The sequence below is a fragment of the Lysinibacillus sp. NPDC086135 genome (assembly GCF_044746345.1).
Taxonomy (GTDB): domain Bacteria; phylum Bacillota; class Bacilli; order Bacillales_A; family Planococcaceae; genus Lysinibacillus.
This window is the reverse complement of record NZ_JBIVCA010000009.1, coordinates 112,796-129,921: the sequence shown is the minus strand read 5'-3', so window position 1 is coordinate 129,921 and position 17,126 is coordinate 112,796. Positions and strand designations below refer to the sequence as shown.

General features: G+C 36.3%; 15 protein-coding genes and 1 pseudogene. 5 read left to right on the top strand and 11 right to left on the bottom strand.

Annotated features, from left to right (window positions below):
* Positions 1 to 21 precede the first annotated feature (21 nt).
* Entirely contained in the window at positions 22 to 195 is a 174-nt protein-coding gene (locus ACIPKN_RS13390; protein ID WP_400936697.1) for a hypothetical protein, read from the top strand.
* Positions 196 to 479: 284 nt separating this feature from the next.
* Here ACIPKN_RS13390 and ACIPKN_RS13385 read toward each other — a convergent pair whose 3' ends face one another.
* The 5 genes from ACIPKN_RS13385 to ACIPKN_RS13365 form a co-directional block, all read right to left on the bottom strand.
* On the bottom strand, positions 480 to 926 hold the full coding sequence (locus tag ACIPKN_RS13385) for a YfmQ family protein (protein WP_400936695.1): 447 nt from the start codon (positions 924 to 926) through the stop codon (positions 480 to 482).
* Positions 927 to 1,130: 204 nt separating this feature from the next.
* Positions 1,131 to 2,561, bottom strand: a complete 1,431-nt coding sequence (gene pdxR, locus ACIPKN_RS13380) for a MocR-like pyridoxine biosynthesis transcription factor PdxR (RefSeq protein ID WP_400936693.1) — start codon at positions 2,559 to 2,561, stop codon at positions 1,131 to 1,133.
* A 241-nt stretch (positions 2,562 to 2,802) separates the two neighbouring features.
* Complete coding sequence (locus ACIPKN_RS13375) at positions 2,803 to 3,594, bottom strand: putative hydro-lyase (RefSeq protein ID WP_400936858.1); 792 nt, start codon at positions 3,592 to 3,594, stop codon at positions 2,803 to 2,805.
* A gap of 73 nt (positions 3,595 to 3,667) precedes the next feature.
* A complete protein-coding gene (locus ACIPKN_RS13370) occupies positions 3,668 to 4,885 on the bottom strand; it encodes an NRAMP family divalent metal transporter (protein WP_400936855.1) in 1,218 nt (405 codons plus the stop codon).
* 40 nt (positions 4,886 to 4,925) lie between these two features.
* On the bottom strand, positions 4,926 to 5,690 hold the full coding sequence (locus ACIPKN_RS13365; protein ID WP_400936691.1) for a LamB/YcsF family protein: 765 nt from the start codon (positions 5,688 to 5,690) through the stop codon (positions 4,926 to 4,928).
* Between the two features lie 273 nt (positions 5,691 to 5,963).
* Here ACIPKN_RS13365 and pxpB point away from each other — a divergent pair, with 273 nt between their 5' ends.
* Both pxpB and ACIPKN_RS13355 read left to right on the top strand, forming a co-directional pair.
* Positions 5,964 to 6,704 (top strand): 5-oxoprolinase subunit PxpB, encoded by a 741-nt coding sequence (gene pxpB, locus ACIPKN_RS13360; protein WP_400936689.1) that lies wholly within the window; start codon positions 5,964 to 5,966, stop codon positions 6,702 to 6,704.
* Entirely contained in the window at positions 6,695 to 7,684 is a 990-nt protein-coding gene (locus ACIPKN_RS13355) for a 5-oxoprolinase subunit C family protein (protein WP_400936687.1), read from the top strand. The genes pxpB and ACIPKN_RS13355 overlap by 10 nt, the downstream gene beginning before the upstream one ends.
* A gap of 281 nt (positions 7,685 to 7,965) precedes the next feature.
* Here ACIPKN_RS13355 and ACIPKN_RS13350 read toward each other — a convergent pair whose 3' ends face one another.
* Both ACIPKN_RS13350 and ACIPKN_RS13345 read right to left on the bottom strand, forming a co-directional pair.
* Positions 7,966 to 8,724, bottom strand: coding sequence for an IclR family transcriptional regulator (locus ACIPKN_RS13350; protein ID WP_400936685.1), 759 nt, complete (start codon positions 8,722 to 8,724; stop codon positions 7,966 to 7,968).
* 139 nt (positions 8,725 to 8,863) lie between these two features.
* A pseudogene (locus tag ACIPKN_RS13345) lies at positions 8,864 to 9,031 on the bottom strand (MFS transporter); the annotation flags it as partial.
* Positions 9,032 to 9,307: 276 nt separating this feature from the next.
* Between ACIPKN_RS13345 and ACIPKN_RS13340 the strand changes: the two are divergent.
* Positions 9,308 to 10,003, top strand: a complete 696-nt coding sequence (locus tag ACIPKN_RS13340; RefSeq protein WP_400936683.1) for a VC0807 family protein — start codon at positions 9,308 to 9,310, stop codon at positions 10,001 to 10,003.
* A 621-nt stretch (positions 10,004 to 10,624) separates the two neighbouring features.
* On the opposite strand, the gene ACIPKN_RS13335 is transcribed toward ACIPKN_RS13340, so the two are convergent.
* Together ACIPKN_RS13335 and ACIPKN_RS13330 are read right to left on the bottom strand one after the other, a co-directional pair.
* On the bottom strand, positions 10,625 to 11,191 hold the full coding sequence (locus tag ACIPKN_RS13335) for a hypothetical protein (protein WP_400936681.1): 567 nt from the start codon (positions 11,189 to 11,191) through the stop codon (positions 10,625 to 10,627).
* A gap of 211 nt (positions 11,192 to 11,402) precedes the next feature.
* Entirely contained in the window at positions 11,403 to 11,696 is a 294-nt protein-coding gene (locus ACIPKN_RS13330; protein WP_400936679.1) for an alpha/beta fold hydrolase, read from the bottom strand.
* A gap of 424 nt (positions 11,697 to 12,120) precedes the next feature.
* Here ACIPKN_RS13330 and ACIPKN_RS13325 point away from each other — a divergent pair, with 424 nt between their 5' ends.
* Positions 12,121 to 14,214, top strand: coding sequence for a hypothetical protein (locus ACIPKN_RS13325; RefSeq protein WP_400936677.1), 2,094 nt, complete (start codon positions 12,121 to 12,123; stop codon positions 14,212 to 14,214).
* Between the two features lie 117 nt (positions 14,215 to 14,331).
* Here the strand turns inward: ACIPKN_RS13325 and ACIPKN_RS13320 are convergent, their stop codons facing one another.
* Both ACIPKN_RS13320 and ACIPKN_RS13315 read right to left on the bottom strand, forming a co-directional pair.
* Entirely contained in the window at positions 14,332 to 15,567 is a 1,236-nt protein-coding gene (locus ACIPKN_RS13320) for a DNA polymerase IV (protein WP_400936675.1), read from the bottom strand.
* Positions 15,568 to 15,714: 147 nt separating this feature from the next.
* On the bottom strand, positions 15,715 to 17,112 hold the full coding sequence (locus tag ACIPKN_RS13315; protein WP_400936673.1) for an aminotransferase-like domain-containing protein: 1,398 nt from the start codon (positions 17,110 to 17,112) through the stop codon (positions 15,715 to 15,717).
* Positions 17,113 to 17,126 lie beyond the last annotated feature (14 nt).

Below are 17,126 nucleotides of genomic sequence, written 5' to 3'. Positions count from 1 at the left end.
CAGCTTTTAGGGAGATGAATAATGAATCGAGGATTATCCCAAAAATTAGTAGTTTCTATTTCTGCTTCTATTCCCGCTGGGGCTTTAGGCCAACAAATGTCTTTCATGCGAAAGCGAAGCGGCAGCAACATGGTTTTTACTGTGCGAAAGCGTAGTGCCAACGAATCGGCAGCAACAACAACAGCACGATGTTAAGTTGTTAGCCTGAGATTCCTCTATTTCAGCGAGTGTTTAGACACCTGCAATGGAGCTTAAATTCGCATTCATCTACAGCCCTTGACATAGAAGTAAAGCCCTAGTTTAAAGAAGTTTTTCATCAAGTATTAAGTGCTGAGATGAGTAGCAATATAATCCCGACTTTTTTGTCAAAAAAATCCTCCATTCAATTAAATTGGAAGACAATTTCGACGTAATGTTTCAGGGTATTAAAAAGGGATTCTACGTCAGTGACCGAATCCCTAATTTTCGAAAACCTTATTTTAATGGTTTGCATTTATAGTTAAAGCTGCGAAATTTTGAAGATGTTCAGAATTAATACTATATGAAACAACCTTCTCCTTGTACTTCTTGACTACATCAACGTGATTGTCGTAACTAAAAACAAAGAAATTAACATCTTTTTTGCCTCTTTTTACGTTCATGATAAATGGAGTAACATTAGTCTCTGGTTGTAAAAATAATTTTTCATTACCTGGAAATATATAATGTTTTTTCAAAAAGGAAGCTTTATTAAAATAGTCTGTAAATCTATTTTTTTCTTCCTCATCTAAATTCTTTCCATTAAATGTTACCGTCACATCTTTTGAATCAAGTTTTTTATGAAGTTCAAATTTACTTACTCCCCACCCCACAGCTATACTGGGAGGGCTCATTAACAATTTAAGAATAGATCCAATCACTAGCGTAATAATCAATCCTGTTGTCATACCATACCAACTCTTTCAAAAATTTTATCATTTTAATAGCAATTACTCTATTATTACCTTCAGTTCACCTTGTTTCATAAAAAATAATTAGTAATTAGGCTATATTGATGTTTTAACATCCACCTCTCCATGATAATGGATTTATATTTATTATAACCATCCAATTCGATGCTTTTTTGACCATCCATTTAACCATCCAATTGTCTATATACTATTAAGGGCTTCTGCAAACCTTTTAATTCCTTCGTCGATTGAGTCTTCATCTTCCTTTGCGAAAGTAAAACGAACAAACCCAACTTTAGATCCCAGTGTAGAACCAGGAACAAAAATGACGCCTCTTTTAATGGATTCTTCAAGCAATTGGGTTTCATTATAATTTTTAAGTATTTTACACCATATATGAATGCCACCTTGAGGAATAGAATATTCCACCTGATCTTTTAAATAAGTATCAAGGCTTTTTATAATTTTATCTCTCCTTTTTTCTAATTCCTTAATTAACCTTTTTATATGAATATGAAAATTTTCTGATTCTAAAAAATCATTCGCTATCCATTGTGTATAGCTAGAATGACCGAAGTCGATTTGTTGTTTCGCATCGGATAACCTTTCAATCACCGATGTTGGACCAATAATCCACCCTATTCTTAATCCTGAGGCAACAATTTTGGACAAAGAACTAATGTATAATACGTTGCCATTCCTATCCATTGATTTAAGGGTAGAGATTTTCTCTCCTGAAAAAGCTGTTAAACTATAGGGATCATCTTCTACTACTGGAATTCCAAGCTTTGAGGATATGTCTAAAATCGCTTCTTTTTTCTTTTTATTCAATAAGGAGCCCGTTGGATTTTGAAAATATGGATTTAAAAAAATCATTTTGATTCGGTGTTTTTTATATAATGACTGCAAATCTTCTGGGTTTATTCCATCCTTATCGACAGGTAAATAATGTATTTGTATACCTACCGATCTGAAAATTGGAAGATTATAATTGTACGAAGGATCTTCTATTGCTATTGCATCTCCAGGCTTTAACAAACATTGTACAATTAAATGTAATGCTTGTTGCGCTCCTGATGTTATAAGTATTGAAGAAGGATTGGTTTCGATTCCCCGACTTTTTTTCACGTGTTTTGCTATGGTAGTTCTAAGGATTTCATTCCCCTGTGGATGATCGTATCCTAAGCTTCCTGTAAAAGATCGTGTTGACGTTATTTCGCTTAAAAATCTTTTTGGGAAAAGTTCTTCTGACAATTCACCGGAAGCTAAATTTATTAATTTATGTTCAACAGCTTCTTTTCTTATTTTTTGCGTGACAGGTTGACTCGGTAAAAAAGAACCCGCCTCAATATACCTATTCCAACTAGGAATCCGTTTTTTTGTTATACCCCATATATCTTTACTAATGGTAGTACCGCTTCCTCTAGTCCTTTCAATTAACCCCATCGATTCTAATTCGTCATATGCATGAACGACAGTACTTCTGTTTAAAAGTAGAGCACTCGCTAAATATCTCTCTGATGGCAATGGTTTATCAGGTGGAAATGTACCATCTGCAATTCCCTTTTCAATATATTCTGCTAGTTGTTTATAGATAGCTTTTTTCGCTTTTCTATCAGGTTTCCAATCCATATATACACACCTCATTAGTTCCTTCAAACTTGCGCTTTCTTCTTATAATAAAAAATTATATATTAATATTATTTCAATTGTAATGAACCATTCACTTCATTGTAATTTTAGCCATCCACTTAAAAAATCAAAGCTGGTGAAATTTTACTCTTCGTAAAATCTCACCAGCTTTTTAGATTTCAGAAATTGGTTTTGTCCATCCTCTTGACGCTTACTATAAATAGATGTCTTCGATCATACCTTAAAGTATGCTCAAGCTTGTTTCCTTTATATCAGTGATTAGCATATGACCCGGTGCATGGGTAATTATAATAGAAGGTTTACTTTCCATTGCTACTGCCTGAGGGGTTACGCCACAAGCCCAAAATACTGGTATTTCCCCCGGCTTAATGGACACGGCATCACCGAAATCTGGTTTTGAAATATCCGTAATCCCTATTTGTGCTGGATTACCAATATGAATTGGTGCACCGTGTACATTTGGAAAGCGCGAAGTAATTTGGATTGCACGAATCGCATCCTCTGGTGTCATAGGGCGCATACTGACAACAGTTGGTCCTTCAAATACACCTGCTTTTTCACACGCGATATTTGTTTTATACATTGGCATATTACAGTTTTCTTGAATATGTCTTATTGGAATACCTGCTTCAAGAAGAGGTGTTTCAAATGTAAAGCTACAACCTATTAAAAAACCTACCATATCCTCTTCCCAATAATCTGTAATATCTAATACTTCTTCCGTTAAAATACCATCTCGATAAATACGATATTTCGGAATGTCCTTGCGAATATCTGCATTTTTAGCAATTTTTGAAGGTATAAATGATCCAGGTTCTGTCACGTCTAATAATGGGCATGGCTTTGGATTTCGCTGACAAAATAGTAGAAAGTCAAACGCATGCTCCTTCTTCAAAATCACTAAATTTGCTTGTGTAAACCCAATCGACATGCCAGAAGTTGGTCCAGAAATTTCTTGATTGCGAATACGTTTACGGATTTCATTCGGCTCTAAAGCACTATATGTTGTCATCATTAATTCACTCCTTATAAAATAACCATCCATGAAAAGATGCTCATGGATGGATGGATGGTTGGTTGTTAGATTAACTAAAAATTTTTGGAATTTCTTCAATTAATGTATTAATGCTGAGATATCCCATAAGTACAACTACAATTGCTCCAGTTACAGTTAACCAACGTGGATGCTTATATGTACCAACAATTTCTTTTTTGTGTGCAGCAACTAATATAATGCCAAGTGATAATGGTAAAACCAGTGCATTTAATGCACCTACTAAAATTAACACATTAACAGGCTTTCCAACCAAGGAAAAAGTTGTTGTTGAAATGACGATAAATGCTATAATCACCCAATTATGATATTTCTCAATGCTAGGGTGGAATGAACGAATAAATGAAACAGATGTATAAGCTGCACCTACAACAGAAGTAATCGCTGCAGCCCACATAATCATACCAAACATACGATAACCAATATTACCCGCAGCTAGTTGAAATACAGATGCAGGTGGATTCGCAGGATCAATAACTAAACCTTTTGAAACAACACCAAGAACCGCTAAAAATAAAGCAATACGCATTACGCCTGTAATTAAAATCCCTGTCACAGAGCTTTTTGTTACTTCTGGCAATGATTCTTGTCCTTTGATGCCAGCGTCCAAAAGGCGGTGACCACCAGCAAAAGTAATATAACCTCCAACTGATCCACCAACTAAAGTTACAATCGCAAACCAGCTAATTTCTTTAGGCCAAACGGTGTTCACAATCGCTTCTCCTACAGGTGGTGACGTTTTAAAAGCAACGAATAGCATGAGTAAAATCATGACACCGCCAGCAATTTGCGCAACCTTGTCCATTGCCTTTCCTGCTTCTTTATAGATAAATATAAAAATAGCAAAAAGTGCACTTACAATGGCCCCCATAATTGGATCTACGCCAAGCATTGCATTTAACCCTAATCCAGCTCCAGCAACGTTCCCAATATTGAATGCTAAACCACCTGTAACAATCATAATCGCAAGGAGCACACCTAATCCAGGTAACACCTTATTGGCAATTTCTTGCCCTCGCAAGCCAGAAACAGCAATGATTCGCCAAACGTTTACCTGTGCGACAATGTCTAGAATTAATGAAATTAAAATGACAAATCCAAAGCTAGCCGCTAATTGCTGTGTAAATACTGTCGTTTGTGTTAAAAAACCTGGTCCGATAGATGAGGTAGCCATTAAAAAGGCAGCTCCTATTAACACACTTTTACTTGCTGTTTTCTTAACAAATTTACCTTTTTTCTCTTGCTCGATTACTACTTCACTAACTTCCGTTATTTTTGCTCCCATTGGACTACCCCTCCTTGATTGCACGTACTGATATTTGATGTTCTGCTAATCTTGAATGAATATATTTTGCAAATTCTACAGCATGTTCCCCGTCCCCATGAATACAAATAGTATTTGCCTGTAATGGTATTTCGATTTGTTGTTGTGACAGCACAATTCCCTCTTTCACCATTCTCACAACCTGTGTCACAGCTTGTTCCTTATCGGTAATCAATGCATCAGGTTGTTTACGGGATGTTAAAGAACCATCCTTTTGATAGGTACGATCTGCAAACACTTCATGGGCTGTTTGAAGCCCTACTTTTTCTCCGGCTTTTGTTAATTCACTACCTGAAAGACCGAATAACACAAGTGAAGGTGAAATATCATAAATGGCTTGTGCAATTGCCTCAGCAATTGCCGGATCTTTAGCAGCCATATTATAAAGTGCACCATGTGGCTTAACATGCTGCATAGTTTCATTGTAAGTCGATAGAAAACCTTGCAATGCTCCCACTTGATAAACAACCATATCATAGGCTTCCTGTGGTGTGATGTTCATCTCACGTCGTCCAAAGCCATTTAAATCCGGTAAGCCTGGATGTGCCCCAATCTTCACACCATTAGCAATGGCTAGCTTAACTGTCTCTCGCATAACAGTTGGATCTCCAGCATGGAATCCACAAGCAATATTAGCAGAGGTTACATATTTTAAGATTTCTTCTTGCTCTCCAAGTCGATAACGACCAAAACTTTCCCCTAAATCACAGTTTAAATCAACTCGAAACATCTTCTTCCCCCATTTTCTTCCCACTAAAATAGTTACACTGAATACGTTTACAACTATTTTGTACCGATATTCGGAACTTGAGTTTTGAAATTTAAAAAAATCTTAACATATTTTATTATTACTGAAAAGTATAAATTTAAAATTTTGAGAAAGAATTTTTTTTTTGAAATTTTCATTTAAATTAAACTTGTTTTCGTTTATTGTTTAAATATAATATTTATCCGTTATTTAAAACTTACATACCGAATTATGAAACTCCAGGAGATGGTTTTTATGATGAATTTAAAAGAGAATGTACAGATAAGACCTTTGAGTGATTCTGCACTAGTCATTCATGTAGGTGAAGGAATCAGTGAGGCAATTCACAACAAAGTTAAAATTATATTGAACTTATTAGAGAGAAATCCATTTGAAGGATTCATCGAGGTTGTGCCTGCCTATAATAGTGTGACGGTTTATTACAATCCGATTGAAGTATACTTTTCAACTATAGGAAAAGAAGGCGAAATGCCTTACGAAAAGGTGAAAGCAACAATTCTTTCTTTAATGAATCAATCTCACATAGTTGAAACAACAAAGGAACGTGTCGTAAAAATCCCTGTAGTATATGGTGGTGAAATGGGACCCGATTTAGAATTTGTAGCCTCTTATCATGGTTTAACACCTAATGAAGTTATTAAAATTCACTCTTCTGTAGAATATCTAGTTTACATGATAGGTTTTGCTCCAGGTTTTCCGTTTATGGGAGGAATGGACAAACAAATAGCAACACCTCGTAAAGAAACTCCACGGTTATCGATTTCTCCGGGATCTGTTGGAATTGCGGGAAATCAAACAGGTATTTACCCATTAGAAACTCCAGGGGGATGGCAAATCATCGGACGAACACCTTCTCGTTTGTTTCTACCTGAACAATCTCCTCCAACCTTATTACAACCGGGTGATCGAATTCAGTTTGTACCAATTTCGTTGGAAGAATATAAGAACGACTGGGAGATGAAAACATGGGCATAAAAGTATTACAGCCAGGTATGCTGGCAACCATTCAAGACCTAGGAAGATATGGGTTACAAAAGTTTGGTGTTATCGTCGGAGGAGCAATGGATTCTATTTCCTTACGAATTGCAAATTTACTTGTCGGAAATTCAGAAGGAGAAGGCGCTCTTGAGGTGACACTATATGGAACAACTCTTTTATTTGAAACGGACGAACTGATCGCAATTACAGGGGGCAATTTACAACCTACAATAGACGGCAAAGAAGCACCAATGTGGCGACCACTGTTAATTCAAAAAGGCTCTGTTTTAAAATTTAATACTGCGATTAGTGGTTGCAGAGCCTACGTATCGTTTAGTGGCGGAATTCAAGTGCCCAAAGTGATGAGCAGTAAAAGTACCTACATACGTGCTGGGATTGGAGGATTTTACGGAAGAAAATTGCTGAGGAATGATGTCATTGAATTGGAAAGACGATCAGAATTAGGAGCAGATCTTTTTAACCAATTAAAAAAAGAACCAACGTACCTTTCTTGGTCAGCTGATTACACACCCTTTGTTACATTTAAAAAAACGCAAACAATCCGCTTCATAAGGGGCTCTGAATATGAACATTTCGATGAAGAAAGTTTAAAAAAATTCCTTTCAACGCCTTACACCATCACAACCCACGCAGATCGAATGGGCTACCGATTAGATGGAGAGGCTATTCAATTAAAAGAGCCATTTGAATTATTATCCGAAGGGGTTACATTTGGAACGATTCAAGTGCCCTCTAGTGGGCAACCTATTATTTTAATGGCAGATCGTCAAACTACTGGTGGATATCCTAAAATAGCTCAAGTGATTTCTGCCGATTTACCATCATTAGCACAAATGCAAGCGAATGGTCGAGTCTATTTTAAAGAGGTCTCTCTTGAAGAAGCTCAATTGGCATTAATACATCAAGAAAAAAAACGAAATGAATTAGCATTTGGGCTCCGTTTAAAAAGGTTATAGCATATTTAGATAAAAATATTTCCTAAAAATTAGGCTTTTCACCAAACCGTGTGGTTGATTTCCGTTCCGACTGGGCGCTTTCCTGGGGGCGTCCGATGAGCCGCTTCACTCGCGTTGCTCGCTCCAGGGTCTCATCTGTGACGCTGATCCCCAAGAAGTCGCCCAGTCTCCACTACAATCAACTAAAATACAGTGCATATATTTTAAAAAATGTCATCCATAAATTATCAACTCCAACGCAAAATGGGTAATCTCAAATGACTTTTGAGACTACCCATTTTTTATAGCTGTTCATACCCCAATTGTTTAGAAATCTCTGCGGTAGCCTTCTTAAGTTTATCGACGAAGATTTCAACGTTTTCCCCTCGATAATTCGTTTCTAGTCCCGCAATACTCATTGCTGCAACGACTTCTCCTTTATGATCGTAAATCGGTGCTGCAACAGCAGATGTATGATTTTCTAATTCTGAATGGCTGATTGTATAACCAAGTTCTCTAGCCTGCACAATCGTTTCAAAAAGCTTTTCCTTTTCTGTAATCGTCCCCTTTGCAAATGATTTAAGTTCTACCGATTCGAGATATTCCTTTATGTCTGCATCCGGTAAATAGGATAATACAGCACGAGGGCATGCCCCTGCATAAAGAGGACTTTTTCTACCAATTGCTGTGTAGAGTCGAACTTTTTGCTTCGTATCTATTTTCTCGATATATACAGCATCGTCACCATCACGAACGGTTAAATTAATCGCTTCTTTCACATCATTATGTAGCTCATTCATAATTGGTTCTGCAATTTTCCGCACATCTAGACGCATTGATACTAGATGTCCAAATTTAAGGAAGAGAATGCCTAACCGATATTTTGCATCAGTTCCCTTTTCTAAAAAATCCATTTCCTCGAAAGATTTCAACATGCGGAAAGCAGAAGTTTTAGGGATTCCTGATAACTCAATTACTTCTTGAAATGACAGTTCATTATGTTCGATAAATAAATTTAAAATATCCATTGAACGGATAACCGTTTTATTATTATTTGTCAATTTACGTTTTCTCTCCCTTCTAAACTATATAATCTAATCATATAATTTTTCTTTTCTTAAATAATAATTATACCTAACATCTTACTGTTTTTATATACCCTGGCTCTTCAACAAATTTCCGTTCCGACTGGGCGCTTCAAAATTGTATACTCGTCAATAACCCAATCGTTGATGCTGTTACATTAATATCTCGCATCAATTGGTCTGTTATTAGTCCTGGGGCGGTTCGTTGACTCGCCATTAACAAATACGTAAATAATACAGAAACAAATACAACCCATCTATATCTGCTAAGTTGTTTGTCCAATAATCTCTACTCCTATTAGCTTTTACTATATATGAATTCCGGGTAACGTAAAAACCTGTTCTTCAACGTAGTTTTAAGATTTGAATTTGGTTGAAAATACTATTTGTAAATATAGTATACTAGAATGAAACGTCTGATTATTCAGTTACTAAAACAACGCAGCAATTTAGTTAATGAAAAATGTTTTAGCATAATCAACTATTGGGCAAAATTATGTAGTTTAAACCTCTATAAGTATAAAAAGGTGCAAGCTAATAGAGATAAATGGAGGGGAATATGGTGAAAAGACAACGTTCAAGCAAAATAGTAATTTTATTAGAGTTGATTTTTTACGCAGTATTACCTTATGTTATATGGAATTTTGGTAGAGAGACTTTAGGTGATTATTCAGCAATGCTGATTTCAACCATCCCTGGAATTGTTTATACCATTTACCGCTTTATTTTAGATAAGCAATTTAACATTACGGGCTTATTAATTTTTAGCTCACTAGCACTAGGTACGACGGTTAATTTGCTATCAGGTTCAGCAGAGCAAATGATTTGGAACGGTGTATATCTAAGTCTTTTTTATACATTCCTTTATATTGTTACGCTAATGATTAAGCGTCCTCTTTCTTTATATTTCGTTGTTGATTTTGTATATTTGCAAGGTTATGCACGAATCGACAGCCGAGCATTATTTTTTCAAAAAGGAATCTTTAAATGGTTTCAAATTATTCAGGTTATCTTCATCATCAGAGGACTTTTTATGGCAGGATTAACCGTATACCTACTCAAAAAATACGGAATTGATGGTTATGGTGGCATGTTGATATATAAGCAATTCGCAGGGTGGGCTTTCTCGATTTTCATTACAGGCTTGTTCTTTTATATTAATGTACCAGTACGAAACTTTTTTGCTATGCAACAAAATCAATTACAAGACAACAATAATCTAGCTCCCCAACAATCAAACGCAACTGTTGAATAAGCTGCATTTTCTTATTCTCCTAACAGTTTAATAAGAATAGGGCTTGTTTATGATTGATTTTCATATATGCAAGCCCTTTTGTTATGTTCTCACAAGCTCACAGACAACTCGGTTGCTCCAATCAGACAACCTGTGTAAATGATTCCTGCTCTACTATAAATCCTCAAAGGCTCGTTATACATTTCTATAAGCTTGCGACTGTTGGTGTAATCCTCAAAGCTGAGGAGTTTTAGATAAGCTCTTATCGCCAACGATAAAGTAAATAAGGTTCGTAAAAAGCCTACAACGCCTCCTAAATTCGATGAATCAAGTTTAAGGAATATTTAACCAAAACGTAATATAGACGTTGTTAAAGCGAAGTATATGAAACTCTCAAAGGAAGAATTGGTGAATAAGCTGGTAGCTGTGGAGCAATATATAGCAGAGAATCAAAAGCGTTGGGTAGCTAATCATTTTGAGCAGTTTAAATAGAAATTAAAGAATTACGAAATAGCCTTGTTAGAATATTTTCAACAAGGCTATTTTGATTATCTTAGTTTAACTAACACTTCCGTTTAGTTGAACAAGACGAACACAAACTATATGCTATTTTTTCTGGCTCAAAATTTATCCTTCATTATTTTAAGTGTTCCTTGTGAGATTGAGCTTTGGCATATAAGTACCTCCACCTGCTACCATTTCTTTTGTTTCAACATCATAAATTGCATATCTACCTCTGAATTCTTTTTCTGTGTCTATAAAGGAATAAAAGAAATAAACTTGCCTATCAGGGCTAACAGTCTGATGGTAGTTAATATCTATATCAGGGTAGGGACGAAGAATATTTCCATCAATAGTTATATAATTTAATCTTTCTACCTCATTAAACAATAACTTTTTTCTAATATTTACAGATGCATCAGGTATTTCTTTAAAAAGAGCAGTATCCAAATCTCTTTGCTGTTGCTGTTGCTTGGGCTTCTGCATATATCTTTGATAAAACTCCTGATGTATAGGATACTTTAGGTCTCTTAATGCCTGGTAAAATGCATCTACAGTTTCATCAAAAACTTTTTCCTTATTTGCAGGATATAAATATTCAATTTTATCTGAAGATGTAGTTTGTGAATAAACAGGATTTCCTAATAACAGGGAAAGACTGCACGAGAATATAAACATATACAAACTAATTAAGAATGGATTTTTCATTTAGGTTACTCCTTTTTAAAAGTAAAGTACCCTAAATGTTCTTTAACTATCCTGCATTGTTAGTTGAAGAATATATAATTTAACATCTCACTCAAACTACACTTCTGCCTACCAAATATTCCAAATCATATCTTTAAACACAAATAAAAGCTGAACTAATACAAAAATTAGTTCAGCTTAAAAATAACTTGTTATAATGTTGCACATTATATTAAGTGTATCCAGTATAACTCTTGACTTTTAATAAAACTATAACACATTTATTTTTTGCTTTTTCTTCTATTAATGATAGAAGGGTTTTGGCACTATCTTCAATTGAAAAATCAGAGTTATTTTTAGCCCCGTTATCTATTAATTCTGGTACAACGCAATGATAATCGGAAAAGTATTGGACTTGTTTATCCCACATCCACCCTCCAACACCACCCCCATGAATCAACAGTATAAGCGGCTTATGTATATCTCCGTACTCTTTAAAATGCATTACCACACCTTCTTTCTTCATTCTTGTATTTCCTGGGAAATAAACAAATTATTCTTACATATTTTAAATCATCACCAAAAGCTGTGGATAACTTTTGTTAAAGTGTATGCCTTGTATATAAGTTGATTGGAGTGGAGACTGTGCGACTCCTCGGGGATCAGCTTCACAGATGAGACCCTGGAGCGAGCAACGCGAGTGAAACGGCTCATCGGACGCCCCCAGGAAAGCGCCCAGTCGGAACGGAAATCAACCACTCATTATGGTTATGAGCTATACTTTTACACATTGTATTTATTTTACCAATTTGTAGTGTTTATGTGTCATATTTATAGTTTCTGCTGCATATATAATACTCGAAACACATTTTCCATTTTTTTACGTAGCATTGTGGCTCTTGAGATTGAGGAAGAAAGACAAAAAAATAATAAACATGGAGGTAATACAGATGGATCAAAACAAAACGAACGAACTAAAAGTAAAAGCCATTACCCCTTCCAGTTTAGGAGAATTTCCCCTCGCACCAATTAGTGGCTTATATGTATGGAGTGAACAGCAAATCCGTGAGGAACTTCGCATCGATGTAGACGGATACTACCCACAAATGGTAGCAAGCGGCACTATTATTTCAAACATGTCTTCTACTATTCATTGGATTGCTAAGTTAACAGCGAATGGTCCAGATACTTGGACAGGCAATATTCGAAATAAATACTTAGACGACATACAATCATTTCCTTATACAAATGTAAAAATACAAGTAACACGCGGTTCATTACCTGAACAGCATACTGCAGAAGTCGCGTTTCTGATTGGAGGGGAGACAGACAGAACTAGCACTTTCCAGTTTCAATCTCCTTACTTCCACCCTGTGGAATTTGAATTTGATGCTGAAGTAGATACAACACCAGTTACTACCTACCAAACTCACGCTCATCCAGACAAGCCTACATCTTTGCCGGATGAAACTTTATCAATTTCAGAAGTTTTTAAACGCACTGGGTTTGATGTAAAAATATCAGACGGTAATAATATTGTTTCCAAAGACTATGCAGGGACTGATAAAAAGTGGAACACTCAAGAGATGCATGATGCCATGCAAGTATATTGGTCACACTTTGATAATAAGCCCCAATGGTCCATGTGGACATTCTTTGCAAATTCGGAAGCTGAAGAAGGCCATGGTCTAGGCGGTATTATGTTTGATAGCATAGGTCCGAATCATCGTCAAGGGACTGCCATTTTTAATAATTCATTTATTGCCGATCCACCTAAAGGTGATCCCGCTCCTGAGGCTTTTGTACAGCGCTATCGTTTTTGGTGTGCTTGCCATGAGATGGGACATGCTTTTAATCTGCTGCACTCTTGGCAAAAACACCTAGGTTATCCTTGGGAACCTTTGGAGCGCCCTCTTACCCCAGAACCAAAGGCTCTAAGCTTTATGAATTATCCTTACAATTTTGATAGTAAAACTGGTGGCAAAGCGTTCTTTAAAAACTTTGAGTATCGTTTTAGTGATCAAGAACTGTTGTTTTTGCGACACGCACCTGAGCGCTTCGTACAAATGGGTAATGCTGACTGGGCTGTAGATCATGGTTTTGAGCAATCAAACATTTCTATTCACCCTTCTTTTAATCTTGAATTGAGGGTTAACCGTAAATCACCTATATTCCAATGGTTAGAACCTACAGTTATTGAAATCAAACTAACGAATACTTCGAACCAACCTCAGTCAATCAATAAACATTTATTGTCTGACTTATACGGAATGTCTGTAATGGTTAAAAAAGAAGAAAAACAAGGACGGCGATTACTACCTCATGTTCAATATTTGTGGAACAAAGAGAACAAGGTAATAATGCCTGGTGAATCACTGTACGAAACTATTTTCGCGTCTGTAGGGAAAAATGGCTGGTTAATTGATGACCCAGGATTTTATAACATTCAAGTAGCTATGCAAATAAACGGCCATAACATCGTATCAAATAACTTAAGACTTCGAGTTTTACCACCTACAGGATACGATCAGGAATTCCTTGCTCAAGACTATTTCTCTGAAGAAGTAGGACGTGTTCTTGCCTTCGATGGCAGTCGTTATCTTGACAAAGGAAACGATGTCCTTCGTGAGATAACTGAAAAACTTCCTGACCATGCTGTTGCTCTTCACGCTCATATCGCTCTTGCTAAACCATTGGCGTTCGATTATCAATTCCTTGACTTCACAGGTAACACAGATACAAGAGGTAAAATTAAACTATTACCTGCCCAACCAGATGAGGCACGTAAACAGTTTACTTCTGCGTTAACTAAACACAACCAAATTGCTGCTAAGACACTTTCTAATATTGATTATCATGAATATATGGGAACATACAGTGAATTTCTAAGTAACCAAGAAGAAAACAAGGAAGCTGCACAGGTACAAAATACCCTTTATCAAACGCTGTCTGAACGGAATGTGCTAGATAGTGTATTACAAAACATCAAAGATCGCCGTGAAAACTATGAACAAAAGGAAAATGAATTTTCTACGAACATATAATATTTCCACTTAAATAAGCTGCTTTCAATCTGAATACAAATAGAAAACCGTCATTGCGAAAAAAGGTTGATCGAAATGACGGTTTTCTATTTTATTTTTAAAGTTTGATCATTTATTCTACTTATGTTCATCCCAAAAGTCTTTACTAAAACTCGTATTTGCTTGATATTTCCCTACTGGTTTGGCAATATCTGAACCTCGCAAAATTGTTCCTTTTCCAAACTTTTGCTCGATTTGATCAACCAGTTTAATAATTGGTTCATCTTTTACATGCTCTTCAAAGTTAAATAACGTTAGCTGTTGTGTCGTTTCTTTAATATCACTGACATTCGATATGGTAACACCTAGTAATCGTACAGGTTCCTCATCCCAATGCTTATTAAATAAATACCAGGCATGCTCAACGATATCCTCTTTTGAATGAATTGCGTTATTGATGGACTTACTTCGTGTACAAGTTTCCCAATCTGCTGAACGGATCATGATACTTACTGTAACGCCAGCAAGTTTCTTGGCCTTTAATCTGTCCGCTACCTTTTCAGAAAGTGTTGCAATTACTTTATATAGTTCATCTCTATCTGTTGTATCATGAGAAAGTGTTGTTGAATTCCCTACACTTTTCGTATCATATATAGCTTCTGGATCAACAGGCCTATCATCTTCACCATTTGCCTTTTGCTTCATCCGTAAACCATTAATGCCGAAGTTTTGCTTTAATACATATTCATCAGCTGTAGCTAGTTCTCCAATTGTTCGGATACCTAAATTCTCCAATTTCTCCGCTGTACTTTTGCCAACCCCATGCATCTCAATGACATTCATCGGCCACAATATTGTCGGAACATCACGCTTTCGGAGTATTGTAATACCCATTGGCTTTTTCATATCACTTGCCATTTTCGCCAAAAATTTATTCGGTGCAATACCAATTGAACAAGGGAGTTGCAATTCGTTCCAGATTCTATTTTGCATATTTTGTACGTGCTGCAGTACATTTTGGCCTTCTACTATCGGAAGTTGCAAATATCCTTCATCGATCGAAACTGGTTGGAGAATGTCGCTATACTCTTTCAACAAATTAAAAAATGATTTGGACGCAGCTCTATACCGTTCGAAATTAGGAGGAAGTATTATTAACTCTGGGCACTTTCGCCGCGCCTCTCCGACATTCATAGTTGTATAAACACCACTTGCTCTTGCTTCGTAACTACACGTAATAATAATACCTCTACGCTCTTTAGGATTACCTGCGATGGCTACGGGTTTCCCTTTTAATGAGGGATCATATATTTGTTCAACAGAGGCATAAAAGCAATTAAGGTCGATATGTAAAATGATTCTTCCTTTATTCATGTTCTATCTCCTCATTTACTTTGGCTTACCTTTTAGACTAGGGTCATGCGCCTACTCATTGACACATAAAAACTATTCATTTACGTCCTTTATGCGCTATTGTATGACAATTTTCTTTACATACTTTTATTATAAGCTTTCCTTACATTAATCAACAAATGTATAGTCACCATCACTTTCAAGTAATTCCCTCAAAATGATAAGTGCTTGTTCAAGCTGATTTTCAGGTGCAGTGATAGCCAAACGAACTGCATTAACTAGCTTCGCATTTCCTACGGCAAAACGTTCGGCAGCATACACTTGCACACCAGCTTTTGCTGCTAGTAATTCAAACTGAACGCTGGTGAATTTTTCGGGGAGTATAAGCCATCTGAAAATACATTCTTCTTCTCCTAAAATGTTATATTCCCCTAAATATTGATCGACAAGGGCATTTTGTTGCTTGGCATACAACCGGTGCTTCTCTAAAATTGTCTGTGCAACGCCATCGTGAATCATCCTTGCTGTAAGCTCCACCATCATGAGAGACACTGAAATATTTATATTATACAGTGTTTCCATTATTTTTTTTCGTAGCGCTGGCGGTGTAACGATATAGGATAGTCGTAAGCCAGGTGAGATGGTTTTTGATACACTAGCAATATAAATAACCTTTTCAGGAGCATAGGACGCTATTGGTGCAAGCGGCTTCTCCTTAAGAAAACTATAAATCGCATCCTCAATGACGATTAAGCCTTTCCGCCTCGCAACCTCCGCAATCATTTTTCTTGTCTCCATTGACATTGTATGGGTAGTTGGATTATGAAAATCAGGAATAACATAAAGACCTTTTATATACTCATTTTTACAAGCGTATAATAACCCCTCTCTTGTCATTTCACCGTTTTTTTGTTGGATTGCCACTAATTGAATACCAAGCAGATTTGCAGCTGTTTTTATACCTGCATATGTAATGGGATCTGTACCAATTCGATCTCCTGGCTGAAACAACGCAGCTAACGTGCCAACAATGGCATTTTGTCCCCCCGCTCCAAGCAATACAGGTTGATCTGTTTGAAAATTGACCTTTTCCAAAAGCTTCATTGCCGCTTCCGTTTGCCACACATTTCCTTCCGGTCGTCCGTACTGAAATAATTTACTAAAATGAGGATCATTCATCATCTTTTTCATATAACGTGTAATATCCTCATTCGCATGATTTTCTGGCAATACAGGGCCCATTTCAATCATCTGAGAAGATTTATTTGTTGGTAATAACATTTTGTTTGTCGCTGCATCAGATGAAACGAATGTACCATTTCCGATAGAAGCATAAATAAGCCCCTTCTGGCCACAAAGTTTAAAAGCCCTCGTGATCGTGCTTAAATTAACATCTAAAAAATCAGCTAACTCACGTTGAGGAGGTAGTTTGGTGCCTGGCGATAATTTCCCATCCTTTATATCTTGTTCCAGCCGTTCAGCTATTGCTATATATAATGGAGCCGAACTTTTACTAATGTCCGGTTTCCAACTCATTGGATATTCTTCAAACGAATTAACTGGCATATTCTAAGCTAAGC

Coding starts and splice junctions, on each gene's coding strand:
- ACIPKN_RS13390 (WP_400936697.1), top strand. CDS start 22: ATGAATCGAGGATTATCCCAAAAATTAGTAGTTTCTATTTCTGCTTCT.
- ACIPKN_RS13385 (WP_400936695.1), bottom strand. CDS start 926: ATGACAACAGGATTGATTATTACGCTAGTGATTGGATCTATTCTTAAA.
- pdxR (WP_400936693.1), bottom strand. CDS start 2,561: ATGGATTGGAAACCTGATAGAAAAGCGAAAAAAGCTATCTATAAACAA.
- ACIPKN_RS13375 (WP_400936858.1), bottom strand. CDS start 3,594: ATGACAACATATAGTGCTTTAGAGCCGAATGAAATCCGTAAACGTATT.
- ACIPKN_RS13365 (WP_400936691.1), bottom strand. CDS start 5,690: ATGTTTCGAGTTGATTTAAACTGTGATTTAGGGGAAAGTTTTGGTCGT.
- pxpB (WP_400936689.1), top strand. CDS start 5,964: ATGATGAATTTAAAAGAGAATGTACAGATAAGACCTTTGAGTGATTCT.
- ACIPKN_RS13355 (WP_400936687.1), top strand. CDS start 6,695: ATGGGCATAAAAGTATTACAGCCAGGTATGCTGGCAACCATTCAAGAC.
- ACIPKN_RS13340 (WP_400936683.1), top strand. CDS start 9,308: ATGGTGAAAAGACAACGTTCAAGCAAAATAGTAATTTTATTAGAGTTG.
- ACIPKN_RS13335 (WP_400936681.1), bottom strand. CDS start 11,191: ATGAAAAATCCATTCTTAATTAGTTTGTATATGTTTATATTCTCGTGC.
- ACIPKN_RS13330 (WP_400936679.1), bottom strand. CDS start 11,696: ATGAAGAAAGAAGGTGTGGTAATGCATTTTAAAGAGTACGGAGATATA.
- ACIPKN_RS13325 (WP_400936677.1), top strand. CDS start 12,121: ATGGATCAAAACAAAACGAACGAACTAAAAGTAAAAGCCATTACCCCT.
- ACIPKN_RS13320 (WP_400936675.1), bottom strand. CDS start 15,567: ATGAATAAAGGAAGAATCATTTTACATATCGACCTTAATTGCTTTTAT.
- ACIPKN_RS13315 (WP_400936673.1), bottom strand. CDS start 17,112: ATGCCAGTTAATTCGTTTGAAGAATATCCAATGAGTTGGAAACCGGAC.